This is a genomic window from Roseibium marinum (assembly GCF_002906165.1).
Taxonomy (GTDB): Bacteria; Pseudomonadota; Alphaproteobacteria; order Rhizobiales; family Stappiaceae; genus Roseibium; species Roseibium marinum.
This window is the reverse complement of record NZ_PPCN01000001.1, coordinates 1,465,381-1,486,309: the sequence shown is the minus strand read 5'-3', so window position 1 is coordinate 1,486,309 and position 20,929 is coordinate 1,465,381. Positions and strand designations below refer to the sequence as shown.

Genomic DNA, 20,929 nt, shown 5'->3' with positions numbered 1-20,929 from the left:
TAAAAGCACCTTAAGAAACCGGCCCGCAGCCGGCGTCCGGCCGCGGCTTCCGCGACGACGCCGGCAACAGATCCCCGGCACCGGTTTCAAAAACCGTATCAACATCAACGATGAGCCGGACAACGGCTGTAGCACGAGCACCAACTGATATGAGCGAAGCGCTTTCGATCCTCAACGAAGAAAATCTGGTGGATGTCGTATCCGCCACGGACGACAGTACCAAGAAGACCCAATTCACGATCGGTGATCTGGCGAGAGAATTCGACTGCACCCTCAGAACCTTGCGGTTCTACGAGGACCGTGGGCTTTTGAACCCCAAACGCGACGGCCTGAACCGCATTTACAACCGCCGCGACCGGGCGCGTCTCAAACTGGTTCTTATGGGCAAGCGCGTCGGTTTCTCGCTTTCCGAAATCCGCGACATGCTCGACCTGTACGACCTGCGCGACGGACAGGTCACCCAACTTCGGGTTGCCCTGTCGAAGTTCAACGAACAGATCGCCGTTCTGGAAGACCAGCGCAAGGACATCGAACAGGCGATCGAGGAACTTTCCCGTACCGTCGAAATCGTCTCCGGGATGCTGAAACACAAGGAAGCCGAGGAAGCCTGAGCTTTTCTCCTCAGCGAACCGTCAACATCAACCGCCGGTCCTCCGACCGGCGGTTTTTTCATATGCAGCCTTCCAACGCGTTTTGCCGCCCGGGGCCGCACGGCACTCCGGTTCCAGCGGAAGACCCGAAAATGACGGCAAGCAGCACGAAACTGTGCAGCCAGGTCTTCAAAACCATTCCCAAATGCATGTTTTAGGCGTAATTTTTTGTCATCCCTTCCCTTGGGACACCACTTGCCGAAGCCATTCAAGCCGCGTATACAGAGAAAGAGTTGACGTTTACGGAAACGTAAGGTCAAAAGGAAAACGGCAGATCTGGGAGGATTTCCATGCCGAGTTATTCCGCGCCTGTCGATGACACGCTTTTTCTTTTGAAAGATGTCTTCGGCTATGAACGATATTCCAACCTGCCGGGCTTTTCCGACGCCCCGCTCGATCTGGTGGAAGCGATCCTGCGCGAAGGCGGCAAGTTTGCCGAGGAAGTGCTGCAGCCGCTGAACCAGAGCGGCGACCAGCAGGGCTGCACCCGGCACGACGACGGCACGGTGACCACGCCCAAAGGTTTCGCCGAAGCCTACAAGGCCTTTTGCGAGAGCGGCTGGGGCACGCTGTCGGCGGATCCGGACCATGGTGGCCAGGGCCTGCCGCACACGCTGGCAACCGTCTTCAACGAATTCACGTCGTCCGCCAATATGGCCTTCGCCATGTATCCGGGTCTGACGGCGGGCGCGGTCGCGGCCTTGACCCTGCATGGCAGCGACGCGCTGAAACAGCAATATCTGCCCAATATGATCGCCGGCACCTGGACCGGCACGATGAACCTGACGGAACCCCATTGCGGCACGGATCTCGGACTTATCCGCACAAAAGCCGTCCCGCAGGCGGACGGGTCCTACAGGATCACCGGCACAAAGATCTTCATTTCCGCCGGCGAACACGATCTGGCGGAAAACATCATTCATCTGGTGCTCGCCCGGATCGAAGGCGCGCCGGAAGGCACCAAGGGCATCTCGCTGTTCGTCGTGCCACGCAACCGGATCGACGAGGACGGCTCGGTCGGTGACACCAACGGTGTCTCCTGCGGCTCCATCGAGCACAAGATGGGCATTCACGGCAACGCCACCTGCGTGATGAATTACGACGATGCGACGGGCTGGCTGGTCGGCGAGGAGCACAAGGGCCTCCGCGCCATGTTCACCATGATGAACGAGGCCCGTCTCGGCGTCGCGGTTCAGGGCCTGGCCCAGTCCGAGGTCGCCTATCAGAACGCCGCGGCCTATGCCAAGGACCGTCTGCAGGGCCGCGCCCTGACCGGCCCGAAGGCCCCGGACAAGGCGGCCGACCCGATCATCGTGCATCCGGACGTCCGGCGCACGCTGATGTCCATCCGCTCCTTCAACGAGGCGGCCCGGGCGCTGGTCCTGTGGACCGCTCTCAACGGCGACGTCTCGCACCGCTCGGACGATGAAAAGACCAGGCAGTTCTCGGACGACATGATGGGGTTGATGACGCCGGTACTGAAAGGCGTCCTGACCGACACCGGTTTCGCCAATGCCGTCAGCGCCCAGCAGATGTTCGGCGGCCACGGGTACATCGGCGAATGGGGTATGGAGCAGTTCGTCCGCGACGCCCGCATCGCCATGATCTACGAGGGTGCGAACGGCATTCAGGCGCTCGATCTGGTCGGCCGCAAGCTGCCGGCCAACGGCGGACGCGCGGTCATGAGTTTCTTCAACGAGGTCAACACCTTCCTGAAGGAAAACAAGGACGACGAAGCGCTTGCCGCCTTCACCGGCCCGCTGAAGAAAGCCATGGACGATCTTCAGACCGCGACCATGTGGTTCATGAACAACGCCATGAAAAACCCTGACAACGCAGGGGCAGGATCCACCGACTACATGCATCTCTTCGGTCTGACCGCGCTCGGCTACATGTGGGCCCGCATCGCGGTAACAGCCAGGCAGCAGTTGGCGGCGGGCGCGGGCGACAAGGCCGCCTGGCTTGAGAACAAGCTTGCCTTCGGCACGTTCTTCATGGAGCGGACCCTCCCGGAGACCGCGGCGCATCTGGCCCGTATCTCCTCCGGATCGGATACCATCATGTCGGTGAGCGCAGAGGCTTTCTGATGCGCTCCCCGGCGGAGAAAAATGATGGAAATTTGAACCCCGCAAGCCGGATCGCGCGGCTATAGTCTCGCTCCGATCTGATTTGCCAGGGAGATTTTCAAGACATGGCTGAATACGTTCTTCATTGCATGGCCCAGTCAGGGCACTCCTATAAAGCGGCCCTGATGCTGGAGCTATGCGGTGCCGACTGGACGCCGAAATGGGTCGATTTCTTCAACGGGGAAACCCGCACGGAAGAATACCGCAAGACCGTGAACGAGATGGGCGAGGTCCCGGTGCTCAATCACAATGGCAAGCTCCTGACCCAGTCCGCCGTGATCATGGACTATCTGTTCGAGAAATTCGGCAAGTTCGGCTGGGAGAATGAAGACCAACGCCGGGAAGTTCTGCGCTGGACCATCTTCGACAACCAGAAGGTTTCCGGCCTGATCGGCCCGCTCCGTTTCATGCGAACGCTCGCCAAAACCGGCGAGACCGAGGTGACGAAGTTTCTGGATGGCCGTTCGAAATCGGCGCTTGCCATCATGGACAAGCATTTCGACGGCAACGCGTTTGCTGTCGGGGCAAAGCCGACCATCGCCGATTTCTCCCTGTGCAGCTATCTCTACTACGACGGCGAGCTCGGCTTCGACGTCGGCGCCTATCCGAACGTCACGACATGGCTGGCACGGATCAAGTCCCTGCCCGGCTGGAAACATCCCTACGACCTCATGCCCGGACACCCCTTGCCGGACGCCAAATGAGGCGGATCTGACCGGAGCATCCAGCGGTCGAACGAACGCCGACAAGATGCTCCGGCACTTTAAAATCGATCAACTTCAGGTTGGTCCAGAGGAGGATCTGATGCCAGAAGCCTATATCTACGATCACGTACGCACACCGCGCGGCCGCGGCAAGAAGGACGGCGCCCTGCACGAAGTGCCCGCCGTCCGGCTGGCGGCGACCGCGCTGGAGGCGATCCGCGAGCGCAACGACCTCGACACCGCCAGGGTGGACGACGTCGTGCTCGGCTGTGTCGACCCGGTCGGCGAGGCCGGCGGCGACATCGCCCGCGCGGCGGTGTTCGCCGCGGATTACGCGACGTCGGTTCCCGGCATGCAGATCAACCGTTTCTGCGCCTCCGGCCTCGACGCGGTCAACATTGCCTCCGCGCAGGTCATGTCCGGCCAGCACAAGCTGGTTGTCGCGGGCGGCGTGGAAAGCATGAGCCGTGTCGGCCTCGGCGCCTCCGGCGGTGCATGGCCGATCGAGCCGCAGGTCGCCATTCCCTCCTATTTCATGCCGCAGGGCGTCTCGGCCGACCTGATCGCGACCAAATACGGTTTCAGCCGCGATGACTGCGACGCCTATGCGGTCGAGAGCCAGAAGCGCGCCGGCAAATCCTGGGACGAAGGCCGGTTCTCCAAATCCGTGATACCGGTGAAGGACGTCAACGGCATCACCATCCTGGACCGCGACGAGCACATGCGGCCGGATACCGACATGCAATCCCTGGCCTCGCTCAACCCGTCCTTCGAAATGATGGGCAGCATGGGCGGTTTCAACGCGGTCGGCATCCAGGCCCATCCGGAAATCGAGGCAATCAGGCATGTGCACCATGCGGGCAATTCCTCCGGCATCGTCGATGGGGCAGCCGCGGTGCTTATCGGTTCCAGCGCCGCCGGGCGCTCCAGCGGACTGAAGCCGCGCGCGCGGATCAAGGCCTTCGCCAATATCGGCTCCGAACCCGCGCTGATGCTGACCGGGCCGGTGGATGTCACGCAAAAGCTGCTCAAGAACGCCAGGATGGAGATGAAGGACATCGACCTCATCGAAATCAACGAGGCGTTCGCCTCCGTCGTTCTGAGATATCAGCAGGCCTTCGATCTCGATCCGCAAACCGTCAACGTCAATGGCGGCGCGATTGCCATGGGCCATCCGCTCGGCGCCACGGGCGCGATGATCCTCGGCACGGTTCTGGACGAGCTGGAGCGCCGCGATCTCAACACCGCCCTCGTCACGCTGTGCATCGGCGCCGGCATGGGAACCGCGACCATCATCGAAAGGGTGTGAACCATGATCAGCAACATCGACAGGGAGTTCGAGCGGATCACCGACTACTGGTCGCCGCGCGTGGTGGCCGATGTCAACGACCAGTGCGTCAAGCTCGCCAAGGTGAAAGGCGAATTCGTCTGGCATGACCATGAAAACGAGGACGAGCTGTTCTTCATTGTCAAAGGCAGCCTGACCATCCGCTATCGCGACCGGGAGGACGTGGTCCTGAGCACCGGCGACATGCATGTGGTGCCCAGGGGCGTGGAGCATAACCCGATCGCCGAAGACGAATGCTGGGTGATGCTGTTTGAACCGGCGGAAACCAGGCACACGGGCGATGTCGTCGTGAAAGGTTCCAAATCGGCTGCCGAGCAACGGGCCCATCTGAATGCGCAGGGCGCCTGACCCGGGGAGGATTTTCAAATGAGCTACAAGAATTTCACCGTTGAAACCGATGAAGACGGGATTGCCCTGGTTACCTGGGACATGCCGGAAAAATCGATGAACGTCATCGACCTCACCGTCATGGACGAACTGAACGCCATTGTCGATCAGGTCGCGGGCGACGAGGCTGTCAAGGGCGCCATTATCACGTCCGGCAAAACCGCCTTTTCCGGCGGCGCGGACCTGACCATGCTCGAAGGCCTTTTAAAGGACTTTCACATCAAGCGCGGCAAAGATGCCGAGGCCGCTGCGAAAGCCTTGTTCGAAGGTTCCCGCAAACTGTCGCAGGTCTATCGCAAGCTGGAAACCTGCGGCAAACCGTTTGTCGCCGCCGTTTCGGGCACCTGCATGGGCGGCGGAACGGAACTGGCGCTCGCCTGCCACGGACGGGTTGCCGATGACGGCCTGAAAATGGGCCTGCCGGAAGTCAAGATCGGCCTCTTTCCGGGCGCCGGCGGCACCCAGCGCGTCATGCGCATGGCCGACGCACAGCAGGGCCTGCAGTTCCTGCTGCAGGGCCGCACCCTGCGCGCGCCGCAAGCCAGGCAGATGAAGCTGGTTGACGAGATCGCCTCGTCCAGGAAGCTGGTGGCCGCCGCCAGAAAGATGCTGAAAGCCGGTCTCGATCCGGTCAAGGACTGGGACAAGAAGGGCTACAAGCTGCCGAACGGCAAGGTCTATTCTCCCGCCGGGTTCCAGTTCTGGCCGGCGGCGAACGCCATCTACCGGCGGGAAACCCATGACAATTATCCGGGCGCCCGCTACCTCCTGCGCTCGGTTGTCGAAGGTCTGCAACTGCCGATGGACCTCGCCCTGCAGGTCGAAAGCCGGTATTTCGCCAAGGTTCTGCAAACACCGGAAGCGGCCAACATGATCCGCTCCCTGTTCGTCTCCATGCAGGAGCTGAACAAGCTGGCCCGCCGTCCGGCGGACCAGCGCCCGAACCGGATCAGGAAGGTCGGCATTCTGGGCGCCGGGTTCATGGGCGCGGGCATCGCCTATGTCACCGCCCAGGCCGGGATCGATGTCGTTCTGATCGACCGCGACCAGGACGCCGCCGACAAGGGCAAGGCCCATGCCGACGAGCTCATGAGCAAGGCGATCAAACGCGGCAGGGCGAGCGAAGAGCAGAAGGAAAAGCTGCTTTCCAGGATCAACGCGACGGCCGATTACGATGCCCTCGGTGATTGTGACCTGGTGATCGAGGCGGTGTTCGAAGACCGCGAGATCAAGAAAACGGTGACCGAAAATGCCGAAGCCGTGATGAAATCCAGGGCGATCTTCGCGTCGAACACCTCCACCTTGCCGATCACCTCGCTCGCACAGGCCTCGAAGCGTCCGAAAAACTTCATCGGCATCCACTTCTTCTCGCCCGTCGACAAGATGATGCTCGTTGAAGTGATCCTCGGCAAACGGACCTCGGACCGGGCGCTGGCTATGGCGATGGATTACATCAAGGCGATCAAGAAGACGCCGATCGTCGTGAACGACAGCCGCGGCTTCTACACGTCCCGTGTCGTGATGACCTATATCCGAGAAGGCCTGATGATGCTGGCGGACGGCGTTCCGGCAGCCATGATCGAAAATGCGGGCAAGATGGCAGGCATGCCGGTCGGTCCCCTGTCTCTGGGAGATGAAGTCGCTCTCGACCTTGCCTGGAAAATCGTATCGGCCACCCGCAAGGACCTGGGCGTCAAATATCTCGAGGGCCCGCTGGACAACATCCTGGAAGAGATGGTGGTCAAGCGGGAACGCTTCGGCCGCAAGAACGGCAAGGGTTTTTACGACTACAAGGGCAAGGACAAGAGCCTGTGGCCGGGTATTACCGAAGTCACCGGCCAGCCGAAACCAGCGGAAAGCTTCAACATCGAAGAGCTGAAGCAACGCCTTCTGGTGATGCAGGCCCTGGAGACCGCACGCATCTTCGAGGAGAAATGCCTGACCGATGTGCGCGAGGCCGATGTCGGCTCGATCCTCGGTTTCGGCTTCGCTCCCTATTCGGGTGGAACGCTGAGTTACATCGACACGATGGGGACGCCCGCCTTTGTCGATCTGTGCAAGAAATTCACCCGCAAATGGGGACCGCGATTCAAGCCGAACCGGCTGCTGCGCGATATGGCCAGGGAAAACGAATCCTTCTATGGCAAGTTCCCGCCGAAAGCCGAGCACAAACAGAAGGACGCCGCCTGACCGCACTCTCAATGCCGCTTCCCGCCAGGGAGGGCGGGGCGGCGGCATTGATAGTTTTGCCTAATGCATATGCAATAGGTGTTAGCGAATTGCGACAAAACTTGATCCATCGCGTGTCATCATGCAAAGTTGTAAACAACAGTTGTGCAGGGGTCGGCGGGAGAAGTAGATGCCGCTAGAAGGCGAGTGGGCGCGCGCTGACGTATTCCGTGTCTTGCGTGATATCTGTTCAAATGAGAATTTGGACTGGCCCCATATCGCGCGTATTTACGGTTTCGAACTGTCCAGTCTCGAAGACCCTCGCGGGGTTGTGCCGATCACCGCCTGGCATGCGGTCTTTGAGCATGTTGCCGAGACACTGGGCAACGACGCGGTGATGTTCGATCTCTTCAACAATATCGAAATCGGCTGCTTTTCCATCTTCGATTACCTGTTTGCCTGCGCCCCCACCTTGCGCGACGCCTGTCAGGCCTGGGTAAAGTACATGCCGATCCGCTCGAACGCCTATCGGATCAAGTTCCAGGAAACCGAAACAAGCGGCTATGTCGAATGGCCGATTCTGGAAGGGCGCGGCAATTGGCAGCAGAACATGTTCGCCCGTATCGGCTGGGCCGCCCAGCAACTTGAGCACGCTTTGGACATGAATGTCCCGCCGATTCTGATCGAGCTGGCGACGCCCGAGCCGAAGAACACCTCAGCCTTTCAGAAGAAGTATCAGGGGCGGCTGAAATTCTGTGCCCCGCATAATCGGATTTCCTTTCCGCGCGCGCTGCTTTCGCGGCGGCTGCGCCGCAACGATGCCTATTTGTACGAAATCATTCTGAAGGCAGCCGTCAGCGAGATGGAATCATTCGACCAGCTTGAATCGCCGCTTTCCAGAATTGCCAATGAAGTCGCCTCGAGCCTTTCGAACGGGTCCTGCACGCTGCCGCAAATCTCGGCGAAGCTGGGCATGTCCCAAAGAGCCGTGCAACGTGTTCTGGAAAAGGAAGGAACGAGCTTCCGCAAACTCAGCGAAGAAATCCGGCGCTCCGCGGCCGAAAGATATCTGCGAAGCACGGGACTGCCGATGAAAGAGATCGCTTATCTGCTGGGATTTTCCGAACTGAGCACATTTTCAAGAGCCGTCAAGAGCTGGTTTGGCGTCTCGCCCAGGAAAGTGCGGGAAGCGCCTGCCAGTCAGGCCCGATAAAGCGGTGGACCGCGCGCTCAGGAAAAATTGCGGCACGGAGACGTGACGGGCTGACCCGTCGCCGTGCCTGAGATAATTCCTTCACCCGGCAGATATCGAGACTTTTGTTCGATCGTCCGGCACACACAGTGGTTCCAGACGTGCTTTTAAGAAAAAACCGTCCGATTATTCCCTGGTGTCAGGGGCCACTCTGCAGCGTGAAAGTTTTCTTGGCCGGATCCTTCTCGAATTTGATCCGAAGTCTGTCTTTCACTGCAGCTCGAGGAAGTTCCGGACGAAAGCGACTGTGGGTAACCGCAAATGCCCGGGTAAGCATTCCTGACGATAACCTTAGCTGACAGGATCACTTGCGTCTTTGGCCTGAGACGAACAGAATTTTACCATTTACGCCACCACATGTAATTAATCCGGATATTTGTCGATACACCATTTTCCTCTCGGCGCCGTTTCACCGCCTCAGACAGGCTGCGTGCTTGCGCATTGTAATCGGAATGATTTGTTCCTAACTTTCGCCAAGAAATCCGCTATCAACGTCAATCAGGAGAAAGACATGTCCGACACCGGCTTGAGCCGTTTTCTGGGAGGCTCGCCCGCGCAGGTGCTGTTGCGGCTCGTGTTCCTCTCGTTCGTGGTCGGCATCGTGCTTTCGGCCCTCAACCTGGATCCTCTTGACCTCGTCAACATGGCGGTCGAATTCGTCGAGCGGCTGTGGAACATGGGCTTCCATGCAATCGGACGCCTCGGCGGCTATCTGCTTATCGGTGCGATCGTCGTCGTGCCGATATGGCTGGTGATCCGGATCATGTCCATGGGGCGGAGCCGGTAATACCAAAGAGTGTTGATTATGACCCATCTGATGAACCATTCCCGTATGCCGGCAAGGCGCATCGCGCAGTGCGGTCTGGTTGACCGGGCAAGCGGTGCAACGACGTCCGGCGGGCGGGGATGATCCACCGAAGGCCGGTTTTGGACGTCCTTCGGGCTGCGTTGCACGTCTTGCCGAAGCGCGTCCAAAATCGGTCAGATGAGTCATAATCAACACTCTTTGGTATAAGCACCGTTTGCCGGCGAAACTCCCCCGCAACCGGACGGCGAAGTTAAGACTCTGTTAACCAGTGTGAAGAGAAACTGATCGTATCCTTTCCCACCTGCGCGAGGCTGGTGATGTCTGTTTCCTCTCTTCTTCAATCGGCTGGTTTCCAGAGGTTCGCGTTCCGCTCCGGACAGGAAAACCTCAATATTTCCAGGCAGCTGTCCACAGCCGAGACCCTCATGACGACCGTCGGCTTTGACAGTGAAGAAGCCGCGCAATCGCTTTTTGAAGACTACAAGGAATCCGTCGAACTCAACAGCAGCCTCGCCAGATCCGTCGAGAACAACCAGGAGTCGACACGCAGCCAGAAGATCTCCCAGATCAAGCAGCGGATCGAACAGCTCAAGGAGATGCTGCGCTTCGCGTCGCCCGAGCAGGCGGAGCGGCTGCTCAAGGAGCTGAAGCAGATTTCCAAGGAATTCAAGACCGCTTCCCAGGGGCTTGCGAAAGCCGGAAGTGCCTTGGTCTCGGGAAATTCCGCATCGATGATATCGGCCACGGCAAGCTCTGCGGGAAACGTCATCAATGCCACTGGGACCTCCGGCACGGCCGTCAATCCCACAGATGCCTCCACCGAAACACTCGATGCGGTCCCTTCAACGGGAGGCACCACGCCCACCACTGCTCAACCGCCCGCGACCGAGCCGTCCAATGAAGAGGGCGGAGCTTCCGCGACATCCGGTGAGACCGCACCCGGCGAAGAAGAAGAGCAGGACGAAGAGGCCGGCTGGAAAGCAGACCTGACGACCGCCATTCAAACCTACACGGAACGCCAGGAAGAAGCGGACAAGGCCTATCGGTCCGGCCGAGGGGCGGGCCTGAAAGCCCAGCGCGAGGAATTGCGCAAAATGGCTCAGGAAATCAAGGTATTGGCCGACCGGCTGGAGAAACTCGCCAAGGAAGATGACGAGGACGCCGGGAAAGAGCTCAAGGATGTCCGTGAAAACCTGAAAGCCGGGAAAAGGGCTCTGAACGATCCTGACCTGGAACGCGCCCTTGAACCCGGGGCGGGACTGCCCGCTCCCTCCTCACTGACGACCTCAACCGAAGTCGGGATCGGCGCCAGTGTTTCCACTGTCGGCATAACGGCCACCATCTCGGAAGTGATTGTCTGAGGCTTGGGTCACACCCTTTCCGAAAGCTCTCAAGCCTCCGATGGCTGGCTCAGCCTGGCACCTGAACCATCGCCTGACCATTCACTTTCCCCGCGGAGACGGCGATCGCACTGCGATGCAGCGTCAGGTGACGGTCGGCGAGTTCCTCGATATCGGTTGAATAGCCCCCACCCAGGACACCGGCCAGAGGAATACCGGTGGCCGCGACCGTCTCGATCACGAATCGGTCCCGCAGTCGCAGTCCTTCGCGCGTCAGCGCCAGGCGGCCCAGGCGGTCATGTTCGTAGGGATCGACACCGGCATTGAAGATCACGATATCCCAGGCCTCCTGTTTCACAAGCGCCGGAAGGACCTCCGCGAGCCGTTCCAGATAGAGTGCGTCTGCGGTCGCGTCGGGCAAGCCCATATCGAGATGCGAGGGGATCTTGCGGACCGGATAATTTCTTTCCGAATGCATTGAAAACGTGAAAATGTCCGGGTCGCCCTGGAAGATGTCGGCGGTGCCGTCTCCCTGATGCACGTCGAGATCGACGATCAGCGCCTTGCCGATGGCCCCGTCCGCCTGCATGACCCGGACCGCGACCGCGACATCGTTGAATACGCAGAACCCCGCACCATGCGCCTTTCGGGCATGATGACTGCCCCCGGCCGTGTTGCAGGCAATCCCGTGTTCCAGCGCCAGATAGCAGGTAAGGACCGTCCCGCCTGTCGCACAGCGTGCCCGCAGCGCGATGTCCTCGCGCATCGGAAAGCCGATCTCCCGGGCGATCCTTTCCGGAACCGTGCCGTTGAACACCTGGTCCACATAGGCGGGATCATGCGCCAGGGCGACCCATTCGAAGGGCGCCGGCCGGGGCCGAAAGAAACTGCCGCCGTCCAGCAGACCTTCCGCGCGGATCAGTTCGGCAACCGCCCGGAACTTGTCCATCGGAAACCGGTGATTGGCGGGCAGATCGGCGCAATAGGCCGGATGATGGACAATCGGCATGGTCATGGTGGACACTATATGGCGGGTTTTCCATTCTGGCATCCTTTCGAAAGTCAGAGCCTTGCCGTTCGTTCCGGGGGGAGACAAGGCGCGGAAAACATTTGACGAACCGGCCAAAGCCGGACAAGAAGGTTTTCCTGCCCATACGAGCCTCCATGACCCAATCCGCCACCATCAACGATCCGTCGCGACTGGCCTTCACGGTGACTCACCGCTCGGTGCTTGCCGTCGCCATTCCAATGACGCTTGGCTATCTGTCGACGCCCCTGCTCGGTGTCGTCGACATGGCGGTGATCGGACGGCTCGGCGATGCCGCGCTGCTCGGCGGTATCGCCATGGGCGGCATCATCTTCGACCTGGCCTTCACCAGCTTCAACTTCCTGCGATCCGGCACCACCGGACTGACCGCGCAGGCTCTCGGCGCCCGCAACGACGTGGAAATCAGGGCAACGCTTCTCAGGGCGCTGATCATTGCCGCCATCGGCGGCCTTGCGATCATCGCCTTGCATGCCCCGGTCCGCGAGGCGGGCCTGTGGTTTCTCGGCGGCAGTTCCGAAGTGCAGGCGGCGACAGTACGTTATTTCGACGTGCGGATTTTCAGTGCGCCGTTCCTGCTCGCCAATTACGCCATTCTGGGCTGGCTGATAGGTCTGGGCCGCGCCGGAACGGCCCTGGTGCTGCAGTTGTTCCTCAACAGCATCAATATCGCACTCAGCGTCTGGTTCGTCATCGGGCTGGGCTGGAGCGTCGAAGGGGTCGCGCTCGCCACCGTTCTCAGCGAGTTCGCGGCGATGGCGCTCGGCCTTGTGCTGGTTCTCGCCAGCGTCAAACGGGGTTCGTGGCCCGCTCTCGCGGTGGTGTTCGACCGGCGGCTGCTGATGCGCATGATGGCGGTGAACCGGGACATCATGATCCGGTCCTTCGCCCTTCTCTACGCCTATGCGTTTTTCATGGCCCGCTCAGCCGACCAGGGCGACGCGATGCTGGCCGCCAACGCGGTGCTGGAAAAATTCGTTCTCGTCTCCGGATATTTCCTCGATGGTCTCGCGACGGCTGCGGAACAACTGGCGGGGCGGGCGGTCGGCGCAAGGCACCGGCCGGCGTTTGACAGGACGTTGAAGCTCACGGCGCTCTGGAGCTTTGCCCTGGCAGGCGGCCTCGCGGTCTTCTTCTATATTTTCGGCCCTGCCCTGATCGCCTTCATGATCACCGTGCCGGAAGTCCGCGCGCTCGGCGACGCCTATCTGATCTGGGCCGTCATGACGCCGCTTCTCGGTGTTCTGGCGTTTCAGATGGATGGTGTCTTCATTGGCGCCACCTGGTCCGACACCATGCGCAACATGATGCTGATCTCGCTGGCGGCCTATATCGCCGCCTACTACATCCTTTTCCCGCTTCTCGGCAATCACGGGCTCTGGCTGGCGCTCGAACTGTTCCTGGGGATACGCGGCATCACGCTGCTTGCCGCCTGCCGCAAGCGGGCGGCGCGGACATTCGCGGATGCCTGACGGAAAGCTGAACTAAAGCGCCTCCGCCGCCCAGGCCTCGGTATTGGCGTCCCTTGCCTCGCGCAAGGACGACAGACCGTGCTCCTCCAGCCTGGCGGACAGACCCGACAGGATCTCCTCGATCAGACCGGGTCCCCGGAACACCAGGGCCGTATACAGCTGCAGGAGATCGGCTCCGGCGGTTATCTTGGTCCAGGCGGTTTGGGCGCTGTCTATCCCTCCAACGCCGATGAGCGGCAGATCGGGTCCGGCGAGCTTGCGCGCGCGCGCAAGCACGATGGTGGATTTGCGGAACAAGGGCGTGCCGGACAGGCCGCCGGCCTCCCCGGCCGGTCCCGAACCGCTCAGGCCCTCGCGTCCGAGGGTCGAGTTGGAGACAATCAGGCCGTCGACATTCTTGGCCAGCACCTCTTCGACAACGTCCCGCAGATCCCCGTCCGTCACATCCGGCGCGATCTTGAGCAGTACGGGAACGTGGCGTCCGAATTTGGCGGTGCATTCGTCCCGCGCGGATATGACCCCGGTGAGGAGTTCCGCCAGCGCGGCCCGGCCCTGCAGATCCCTCAGGCCCGGCGTGTTCGGCGAGGAGACGTTGACGGTGAAATAGGACGCCATGTCGGCAAACGCGAAAATGCCCGAGACATAGTCCGCCACGCGATCCCTGGCGTCCTTGTTCGCTCCGATATTGATGCCGACTATGCCGTTTAAAGTCGGACGCGCGTCCAGCCGCCGGCGCAGCGCCGCTTCGCCCTCGTTGTTGAATCCGTAGCGGTTGATGACCCCGCGATCGGCGGGCAGGCGGAAGACGCGGGGACGCGGATTTCCGGATTGCGGCCTGGGCGTGACGGAACCGACCTCGGTATAGCCGAACCCCAGCTTCAGCAGCGCATCGGGAACCTCGCCGTTCTTGTCGAACCCGGCCGCCATGCCGACTGGATTTGGGAAGGTCAGGTCCCAGAGCTTCACGGCCAGGCGCGAATCGGCGGAAGTTCTGCGGCCCGGCATCAGGCCCGATTTCAAGGCGAGCACCGTCAGGCGGTGAGCGGTTTCCGCGTCCAGGCACTGGAGACCCTTGAGGGCCACGTTTTCAAGCAAGGGCAAGGTCATCGGCCAAGTTCGGGAAAGACATGGCTGCCGTCGGCCGCCAGCGGCAGATCCTTCACCCAGATTGCGCAGGCCGGATCGAGCTGATCATAAAGGTGTGGAAACAGCGCCCCGCCCCGCGAGGGTTCCCACTTCAGTGCGTCGCCGAAAGCGGAGGCTTCGAAGGCCGCCAGCAGCAGATCCTGCTGTTCGGCGAAATGTTTTTCGGCCGTTTCCCGGACCTGGCCCACAGTGGAAAAGTGGATGAAACCGTCGGCAAGATCGACCGGGGCCCCCTTGAACACTCCGCTATCGACCGCCTCCCGCCAGAGGGACCTGGGAACGATCTTGAATATCAATTTCATGCGTTTGTCCGGCTCCATACGTTTTCGGCACTTGCCCGCGTGCCGGCTGTCCTCGACCGGCAGGGACACTACTCAAAGGGGATCACCCGGACAAGAAGGCTTTCCGGTCTTTGCGGGATGTCCTGTACTATGTCAGGAAAAGCCTGGAACAAACCGCATGGCAGCCTCGGCAATCGAACGAACGCACTGTATGGTCCAGGCGAAACAGGAACAACGAGAGAACCTGGAATGAAGCTTCGGCCTCTGGTAGTGCCTGCAATTCTCCTGACCGTCACCGGCGGTCTGTTCGCCTGGCTGTTGCTGAGCGATCCTCCAGATATTTCCAAGGGGCAATCGGCCGGCGCGGCCCGGGACAGCTCAACACAGGTGGCCGCATCTTCTCCAAATGCTTTGCAGAAGGCACCGGAACGGCTGACCTCCGCGGCGCCCCTTCCCGCTGATATCCGCAACGTCTCTCCGGAAGGCGTGACGGCACCGAAGGTCAGCGGCAATCTGAAGCGGGTCGAACCCTCCAAGCGCTATCTGGAACTCAAGGACCCGCCCGTGGAGCCGATCCCCGACGGGCCGATCGAGCTGACACGCGTTCAGGTTCTGGACAGCGGCCGCATCCAGTCGAACAGGCTTGTTGTCACGCTCGCCTATATCCAGCCCCTGAAGATCGACGAAACCTGCATTTCCCGGCTTGGCGGCAGCTGGCCGTGCGGGGCCCGGGCCAGAACGTTTCTGAGAGGCCTGATCCGGCAGTTCAAGATCACCTGCATAAAGATCGAGGAGATCGGGCCCGGACAGATCCTCGGCAGTTGCAGGCGCGGCAATGTCGACCTGAGCGCACGGCTCGTGCGCTACGGCTGGGCGGATCCGGCGCCCGGTGCTCCCTCGCACATCACAGAACTCGCGCAGAAGGCCAAAGACCGGAAAATCGGCAAATGGCAGTCGGAATGGCTTACCGACCTGCCGAAGTCGAACTGGGAGGGAGACGCGACCGCCGCCCTGCCCGGACTTGAATATCTCGAACCGGAAATTGTCGAATGGAGCCTGCGCTCGGATCGGGAGAAGCCGGATCAGGACCCCTTCCCCCTGGAGCTCGACACGCCCGAGGACCAGCGCCCGCAATAGATCGGCGGACGTTCAATCGGGATCGACTGAACGTCCGCTGTTTGATCTTACCGGTACAGCTTTATGCCGCAAGCTGTCCCGCAAGCGCCTTGCGGATCATTTCGCGCGTTTCCGCAATGCCGTAAAGCGCCACGAAAGACCCGAATCGCGGGCCTTTTTCCTGACCGAGCAAGAGCTGATAGAGCGCGGAGAACCAGGCGACCGAGACGCCCGGACCACCATCGGGGCCCTTCTTCGCCGGGTCCTGATAGCGCTCGATGGCTCGCGCCACATCCAGTACCGCGTCCTGTATGGCCGCCCCGTCGGCATCGGCCGGCAGCGAGGCCAGCTTGTCGTCCAGTTGCTGAAGTGCGGTCCGCTCGACGTCGTCCGGCGTCTTGAACGATTTCTTCGGTTTGACGAAATCGTCGAAGTAGCGGATCGCGTAGCCGACCAGATTATCCAGGTCCGGATGGGTTTGGGGCGTCACGCCGGGCGCATAGCGGGAGATGAACGCCCAGAGCACCTCCTTGTTTTCCGCGTTGGAGGCGGACACGAGGTTCAGGAGCATCGCGAAGGTCACCGGCATGTCGATCTTCGGAATACTTCCGGAGTGAATGTGCCAGGCCGGGTTCTGCAGCTTCTGCTCAACCGGCATCTGCGCGTATTTCTGAACGAAGGTATAGTACTCGTCCACCGCCTTCGGAATGACTTCGAAATAGAGCTTCTTCGCCGTCTTCGGCTTCTGGTAATTGTAGAGCGCAAGACTTTCCGGCGAGGCGTAGGTCAGCCATTCGTCGATGGTCAGGCCGTTGCCCTTGGACTTGGAGATCTTCTCGCCGTTCTCGTCGAGGAAGAGCTCGTAGACGTAGTGTTCCGGGGCCTTGCCGCCCAGGATGTTGCAGATCTTGTCGTAGATCGGGGCATTGGTCATATGATCCTTGCCGAACATCTCGAAATCGACATCCAGAGCCGCCCAGCGCATCCCGAAATCCGGCTTCCACTGCAGCTTCACCTTGCCGCCGGTGACCGATACCGTGATGTCCTCGCCCGTTTCGTCCTCGAAGGTGATGGTGCCGTCCTTCGGGTTGACGTCCTTCATCGGCACGTAGAGCACGCGTCCGGAGGTCGGCGAGATCGGCAGGAACGGCGAATAGGTCGCCTGACGTTCCGCGCCGAGGGTCGGCAGCATCACGTCCATGATCTTGCGGTATTTCTCGGTCGCCTTGATCAGGACCGCGTCGAACTTGCCGGAAGCGTAATACTCGGTCGCGCTCGCAAATTCATAATCGAAGCCGAACGTATCCAGGAACCTGCGCAGCATGGCGTTGTTGTGGGCCGCGAAGCTGTCGAAATCGCCGCCGAACGGGTTCGGCACGGCGCTCAGCGGCATCTGCAGATAAGGTTCCATCGCCGCGCGGTCCGGCACGCTTTCAGGAATCTTGCGCATGCCGTCCATGTCATCGGAAAAACACAGCAGGCGTGTTGGAACCTTGTCTTCCGTCAGCACGCGGAACGCCGTGCGTACCATGGTCGTACGCAGGACCTCGCCGAAGGTGCCGATATGCGGCAGACCGGACGGGCCGTATCCTGTTTCGAAAAGCACCGTCTTTTGCGGATCCCGCTTCTCGATCCGTTTGACCAGTTTTCGCGCCTCTTCGAACGGCCAGGCTTTCGATTTCCGGGCCGCCTCGACAAAGTCTTGCGAAAGGTCAAGCGGAGGCAGGGATTGGTCGGTCATTTTCGAATATCGTTCTTCTGATTTGATTGGCTTGAGCGCAGGTCCGTCGGCCGCGGAAACCCTTGGGCGGGCGGCTGCGGCGCGACACTAGATCAACCTGCTTTCATGTGCAATCGCATGAAAGCAGGGAAGTTGAATGGCCGGGAGAGGCTGACGCAACTTGTCCGCACTCCTCCGAACGCGGGACGCTCGGGAACGCGTGCGGCGACACACAGTCAAATGTCGCAAGTCCGTGACTTGAAGCTTTGGCGCCAAGCCTATACACCGGGCCTTCGATCTGCCTATGAACCGGCGTCACTGGAGAATCTATAGTGTCTAAGAATGAACCGATCAGCGTTCAGGAAGCCCTCATCTACGTGATGGTCATCGTCTCGGCGTCGGACAATTCGATGACCGACAAGGAACTGGCCACCATTGGCGACATGATCAAGATGTTGCCGGTGTTCAAGGACTATGACGCCAACAGCATCATTCCGGCGGCCCAGCGCTGCGGGGACATTCTTCAGGAAGAAAACGGCCTTTCCCTGGTCCTGGAGCTCGTCGGCGACATATTGCCGGTGAAGCTTTACGACACGGCCTATGCGCTTGCTGTCGAGGTGGCCGCCGCGGATCTGGAAGTCCATCAGGAAGAACTGCGGATTCTGCAGCTTCTGCGTGACCGGTTCCGCTTCGACAAGCTGACCGTTGCCGCGATCGAGCGCGGCGCGATCGCCCGCTACCGGACCGTCTAGGAAAATCTGAACATAGCCCCCACCGGCGCTATTGAACGAGCACGATCCAGTCCGCGGCCAGCGCGGGCTTGTCTTCCCCCTCGATCTCAACGGTGACGGAGAAGGTCAGTTTCGACTGGGCTTCACCACGTGCCGACAGATCCTTCAAAGCGAACCGGCCGCGAACCCGTTTGCCCGCCCGCACGGGCGCAAGGAAGCGGACAGAGTCGAAACCGTAATTCATCGCCATCGAGGTTCCGGCGATTTCGCCGATCACCTCGTGATACATCGAAGACAGAAGCGACAGCACCAGATAGCCGTGGGCAATCGTGCCCCCGAACGGTGTCCGCGCGGCCGCTTCCGGATCGGTATGGATATACTGGCCGTCATCTGTAATGCGCGCGAAGGCGTCGATGCGGATCTGGTCGACTGCGTGCCAGCCAGACGTCCCGATGTCGGAGCCGGCCGCGGCGGCAAGCGTTTTCAGGTCGTAGCGGTTCGCGGTCATCACAGCACCTCGAAGAGGCCGGCCGCCCCCATGCCACCGCCGACACACATGGTCACCACGACATAACGCGCGCCGCGCCGGCGGCCTTCGATCAAGACGTTACCGACCATTCTGGCGCCGGACATGCCGTAAGGATGACCGATGGAAATCGCGCCGCCGTTCACGTTGAGCCGATCGTCTGGAATGCCCAGTTGGTCCCGGCAGTAGATTACCTGAACGGCAAAGGCCTCGTTCAGCTCCCACAGATCGATATCGTCCATTTTCAGGCCGAAGCGCTTGAGCAGCAACGGCACGGCGAAAACCGGTCCGATTCCCATTTCGTCCGGGCTGGTGCCCGCAACGGCCATACCGACATAGCGCCCCAGGGGCGCCAGCCCGCGCGCCTCGGCCACGCGCGCTTCCATCAGCACCGAAGCCGACGCACCATCCGACAACTGGCTAGCATTGCCCGCCGTTATCACGCCGCCCTCGCGAACCGGATTGAGCCCGGAGAGCCCTTCCAGCGTCGTCTGCGGCCGGTTGCCTTCATCGCGGCTCAGTTCCACTTCACGGGACGTGCGCGCGCCGCTTTGCCTGTCGATATGTTCCATGACCGCGCTGACCGGGATAACCTCGTCGTCGAAACGGCCTGCCTCCTGCGCGGCGGCCGTGCGCTGCTGTGACTGGAGCGCGTAGGCATCCTGACGGTCCCGGTCAATTCCGTAACGCCTGGCCACCACCTCGGCTGTATCGATCATCGGCATGAACATGTCGGCCTGCATGGCGACAAGCCCGGCGTCCATATCGACCCGCAGCGCTTCGGTCTGCACGGTTGAAATCGATTCCACGCCACCGGCCAGAACCACATCCATCCGGTCGACGACAATCTGTTTCGCCGCTGTCGCGATTGCCATCAAGCCGGAAGAACACTGCCGGTCGAGCGTCATGCCCGGCACGCTGTCCGGCAACCCGGCGCGCATGGCGGCGGTGCGCCCGATGGTATGCTGAAAACCCTGCGGCAGCGCGGAGCCGATCAGGCAATCGTCGATCTCCCCGCCCTCCAGTCCGGCGCGTCCGACCGCGGCGCGGATCGCGTGCGCGGCAAGCGTCGGAGCAGGCGTGACGTTGAATGCGCCGCGATAGGCCTTGCCGATCGGTGTGCGCGCGGTCGAAACGATGACGGCGTCCCGCATCATGCGGTCTCCCCGGCAAATCCCGCGAGCCGCAACTCATGGCTTGCCTGAGCCGTATTGTCTCCCGGCACCATCTGGCCTTCGGCATCCGTCAGCTTGTCGATGTTTTTCAGGATAGCTTCGGCAACGCCTTCGCCGCCCCCCAGATACACACCCTGGGTCAAGGTGATCTGTGCCGCCTCGAAGCTTCCGGCTCCTGCGCACAGAATGGTCTTCGAAGGCGCATCGGCGGAGGCGAGCGCCACCACGGCCGGGCTGACGAATTTCGGGTCGAGCGCTTCGAGCATGGCCTCGGGCATTAGCCCTTCGAGCATCCGCGTGCCCGCGCTCGGTGCGAGGCAGTTGACGCGTATTCCATATTTGGCGCCTTCCAGCGCGAGCGTGTTCATCAGCCCGACAATCGCCATCTTGGCGGCGCCGTAATTCGACTGCCCGAAGCCCCCGTAAAGACCGCTGCAGGAACTGGTGAAGATGAGGCGGCCGTAGTTACGCGCCCGCATGCCTTCCCAGACCGCCTTCGCGCAATGCACCGTACCCATTACGTGAACGTCGAGAACCGCGCGGAAATCGGCAAGATCCATCTTGGCGAAGGTCTTGTCGCGCAGGATGCCCGCATTGGCGACAAGGATGTCCACCCCGCCCCAGCGGTCCGTGGCGTCGCCGACCATTGCCTCGATCTGAGGGTAGTCGGTCACGGAGGCCGTATTGGCCATCGCCACACCGCCCGCCGCCTCGATTTCGCGCACCACCGCGGCGGCGGCGTCCTCACTGGCGCCGGCACCGTCCATGGCCCCGCCGATATCATTGACGACCACCCGCGCCCCGCGCGCCGCCAGCGCAAGTGCGTGTTCGCGTCCCAGTCCCCGGCCCGCACCGGTGACGATGGCTACCTTGTCAGTGAGATCAATGACCACGAAATCCTCCCGTATTTTCCATGAGCCCGAGCGGCACACT

19 protein-coding genes are annotated in these 20,929 nt (G+C 61.1%); 12 read left to right on the top strand and 7 right to left on the bottom strand.

Annotated elements, in window-relative coordinates:
* The first annotated feature begins 149 nt into the window (after positions 1–149).
* The 9 genes from CLV41_RS06895 (at position 150) to CLV41_RS06855 (ending at position 10,805) form a co-directional block, all read left to right on the top strand.
* Complete coding sequence (locus tag CLV41_RS06895) at positions 150–611, top strand: MerR family transcriptional regulator (protein ID WP_103221420.1); 462 nt, start codon at positions 150–152, stop codon at positions 609–611.
* Positions 612–940: 329 nt separating this feature from the next.
* Positions 941–2,737, top strand: a complete 1,797-nt coding sequence (locus CLV41_RS06890) for an acyl-CoA dehydrogenase C-terminal domain-containing protein (protein ID WP_103221419.1) — start codon at positions 941–943, stop codon at positions 2,735–2,737.
* Positions 2,738–2,841: 104 nt separating this feature from the next.
* Positions 2,842–3,480 (top strand): glutathione S-transferase family protein, encoded by a 639-nt coding sequence (locus CLV41_RS06885; protein WP_103221418.1) that lies wholly within the window; start codon positions 2,842–2,844, stop codon positions 3,478–3,480.
* Between the two features lie 100 nt (positions 3,481–3,580).
* Positions 3,581–4,789, top strand: coding sequence for an acetyl-CoA C-acetyltransferase (locus tag CLV41_RS06880; protein WP_103221417.1), 1,209 nt, complete (start codon positions 3,581–3,583; stop codon positions 4,787–4,789).
* A 3-nt stretch (positions 4,790–4,792) separates the two neighbouring features.
* Complete coding sequence (locus tag CLV41_RS06875) at positions 4,793–5,176, top strand: cupin domain-containing protein (RefSeq protein WP_103221416.1); 384 nt, start codon at positions 4,793–4,795, stop codon at positions 5,174–5,176.
* Positions 5,177–5,194: 18 nt separating this feature from the next.
* A complete protein-coding gene (locus CLV41_RS06870) occupies positions 5,195–7,405 on the top strand; it encodes a 3-hydroxyacyl-CoA dehydrogenase NAD-binding domain-containing protein (RefSeq protein ID WP_103221415.1) in 2,211 nt (736 codons plus the stop codon).
* A gap of 241 nt (positions 7,406–7,646) precedes the next feature.
* Positions 7,647–8,597 carry an AraC family transcriptional regulator gene (locus CLV41_RS06865; RefSeq protein ID WP_208987306.1) on the top strand — a complete coding sequence of 317 codons (951 nt, stop codon included), beginning with the start codon at positions 7,647–7,649 and terminating at the stop codon, positions 8,595–8,597.
* Between the two features lie 550 nt (positions 8,598–9,147).
* Positions 9,148–9,423 (top strand): DUF6460 domain-containing protein, encoded by a 276-nt coding sequence (locus tag CLV41_RS06860; protein ID WP_103221413.1) that lies wholly within the window; start codon positions 9,148–9,150, stop codon positions 9,421–9,423.
* A 338-nt stretch (positions 9,424–9,761) separates the two neighbouring features.
* Positions 9,762–10,805: a hypothetical protein gene (locus CLV41_RS06855; RefSeq protein ID WP_103221412.1), complete on the top strand. Its 1,044-nt coding sequence runs from the start codon at positions 9,762–9,764 to the stop codon at positions 10,803–10,805.
* A 49-nt stretch (positions 10,806–10,854) separates the two neighbouring features.
* Here CLV41_RS06855 and CLV41_RS06850 read toward each other — a convergent pair whose 3' ends face one another.
* A complete protein-coding gene (locus tag CLV41_RS06850) occupies positions 10,855–11,799 on the bottom strand; it encodes a histone deacetylase family protein (protein WP_103221411.1) in 945 nt (314 codons plus the stop codon).
* Positions 11,800–11,948: 149 nt separating this feature from the next.
* Here CLV41_RS06850 and CLV41_RS06845 point away from each other — a divergent pair, with 149 nt between their 5' ends.
* Positions 11,949–13,301: an MATE family efflux transporter gene (locus tag CLV41_RS06845; RefSeq protein ID WP_103221607.1), complete on the top strand. Its 1,353-nt coding sequence runs from the start codon at positions 11,949–11,951 to the stop codon at positions 13,299–13,301.
* A 12-nt stretch (positions 13,302–13,313) separates the two neighbouring features.
* On the opposite strand, the gene CLV41_RS06840 is transcribed toward CLV41_RS06845, so the two are convergent.
* Together CLV41_RS06840 and CLV41_RS06835 are read right to left on the bottom strand one after the other, a co-directional pair.
* Entirely contained in the window at positions 13,314–14,408 is a 1,095-nt protein-coding gene (locus CLV41_RS06840) for a quinone-dependent dihydroorotate dehydrogenase (protein ID WP_103221410.1), read from the bottom strand.
* Entirely contained in the window at positions 14,405–14,749 is a 345-nt protein-coding gene (locus CLV41_RS06835; protein WP_103221606.1) for a DUF952 domain-containing protein, read from the bottom strand. Before CLV41_RS06835 ends, CLV41_RS06840 begins: the two co-directional genes overlap by 4 nt.
* Positions 14,750–14,977: 228 nt before the next feature.
* On the opposite strand from CLV41_RS06835, the gene CLV41_RS06830 reads away from it, so the two are divergent.
* Positions 14,978–15,865 (top strand): thermonuclease family protein, encoded by an 888-nt coding sequence (locus tag CLV41_RS06830; protein WP_103221409.1) that lies wholly within the window; start codon positions 14,978–14,980, stop codon positions 15,863–15,865.
* A 61-nt stretch (positions 15,866–15,926) separates the two neighbouring features.
* Here CLV41_RS06830 and CLV41_RS06825 read toward each other — a convergent pair whose 3' ends face one another.
* On the bottom strand, positions 15,927–17,585 hold the full coding sequence (locus CLV41_RS06825) for a lysine--tRNA ligase (protein WP_103221408.1): 1,659 nt from the start codon (positions 17,583–17,585) through the stop codon (positions 15,927–15,929).
* 359 nt (positions 17,586–17,944) lie between these two features.
* On the opposite strand from CLV41_RS06825, the gene CLV41_RS06820 reads away from it, so the two are divergent.
* Complete coding sequence (locus CLV41_RS06820; RefSeq protein ID WP_103221605.1) at positions 17,945–18,316, top strand: tellurite resistance TerB family protein; 372 nt, start codon at positions 17,945–17,947, stop codon at positions 18,314–18,316.
* A gap of 28 nt (positions 18,317–18,344) precedes the next feature.
* Here CLV41_RS06820 and CLV41_RS06815 read toward each other — a convergent pair whose 3' ends face one another.
* From CLV41_RS06815 to CLV41_RS06805, 3 genes are read right to left on the bottom strand one after another with little or no spacing between them, the layout of a single operon-like run.
* Positions 18,345–18,803, bottom strand: coding sequence for a MaoC family dehydratase (locus CLV41_RS06815; RefSeq protein ID WP_103221407.1), 459 nt, complete (start codon positions 18,801–18,803; stop codon positions 18,345–18,347).
* Positions 18,803–19,975 carry an acetyl-CoA C-acyltransferase gene (locus tag CLV41_RS06810; protein WP_103221604.1) on the bottom strand — a complete coding sequence of 391 codons (1,173 nt, stop codon included), beginning with the start codon at positions 19,973–19,975 and terminating at the stop codon, positions 18,803–18,805. Before CLV41_RS06810 ends, CLV41_RS06815 begins: the two co-directional genes overlap by 1 nt.
* The gene (locus tag CLV41_RS06805; protein WP_103221406.1) at positions 19,975–20,889 is read right to left on the bottom strand and encodes an SDR family NAD(P)-dependent oxidoreductase; all 915 of its coding nucleotides are present in this window, start codon (positions 20,887–20,889) and stop codon (positions 19,975–19,977) included. The genes CLV41_RS06810 and CLV41_RS06805 overlap by 1 nt, the downstream gene beginning before the upstream one ends.
* Positions 20,890–20,929 lie beyond the last annotated feature (40 nt).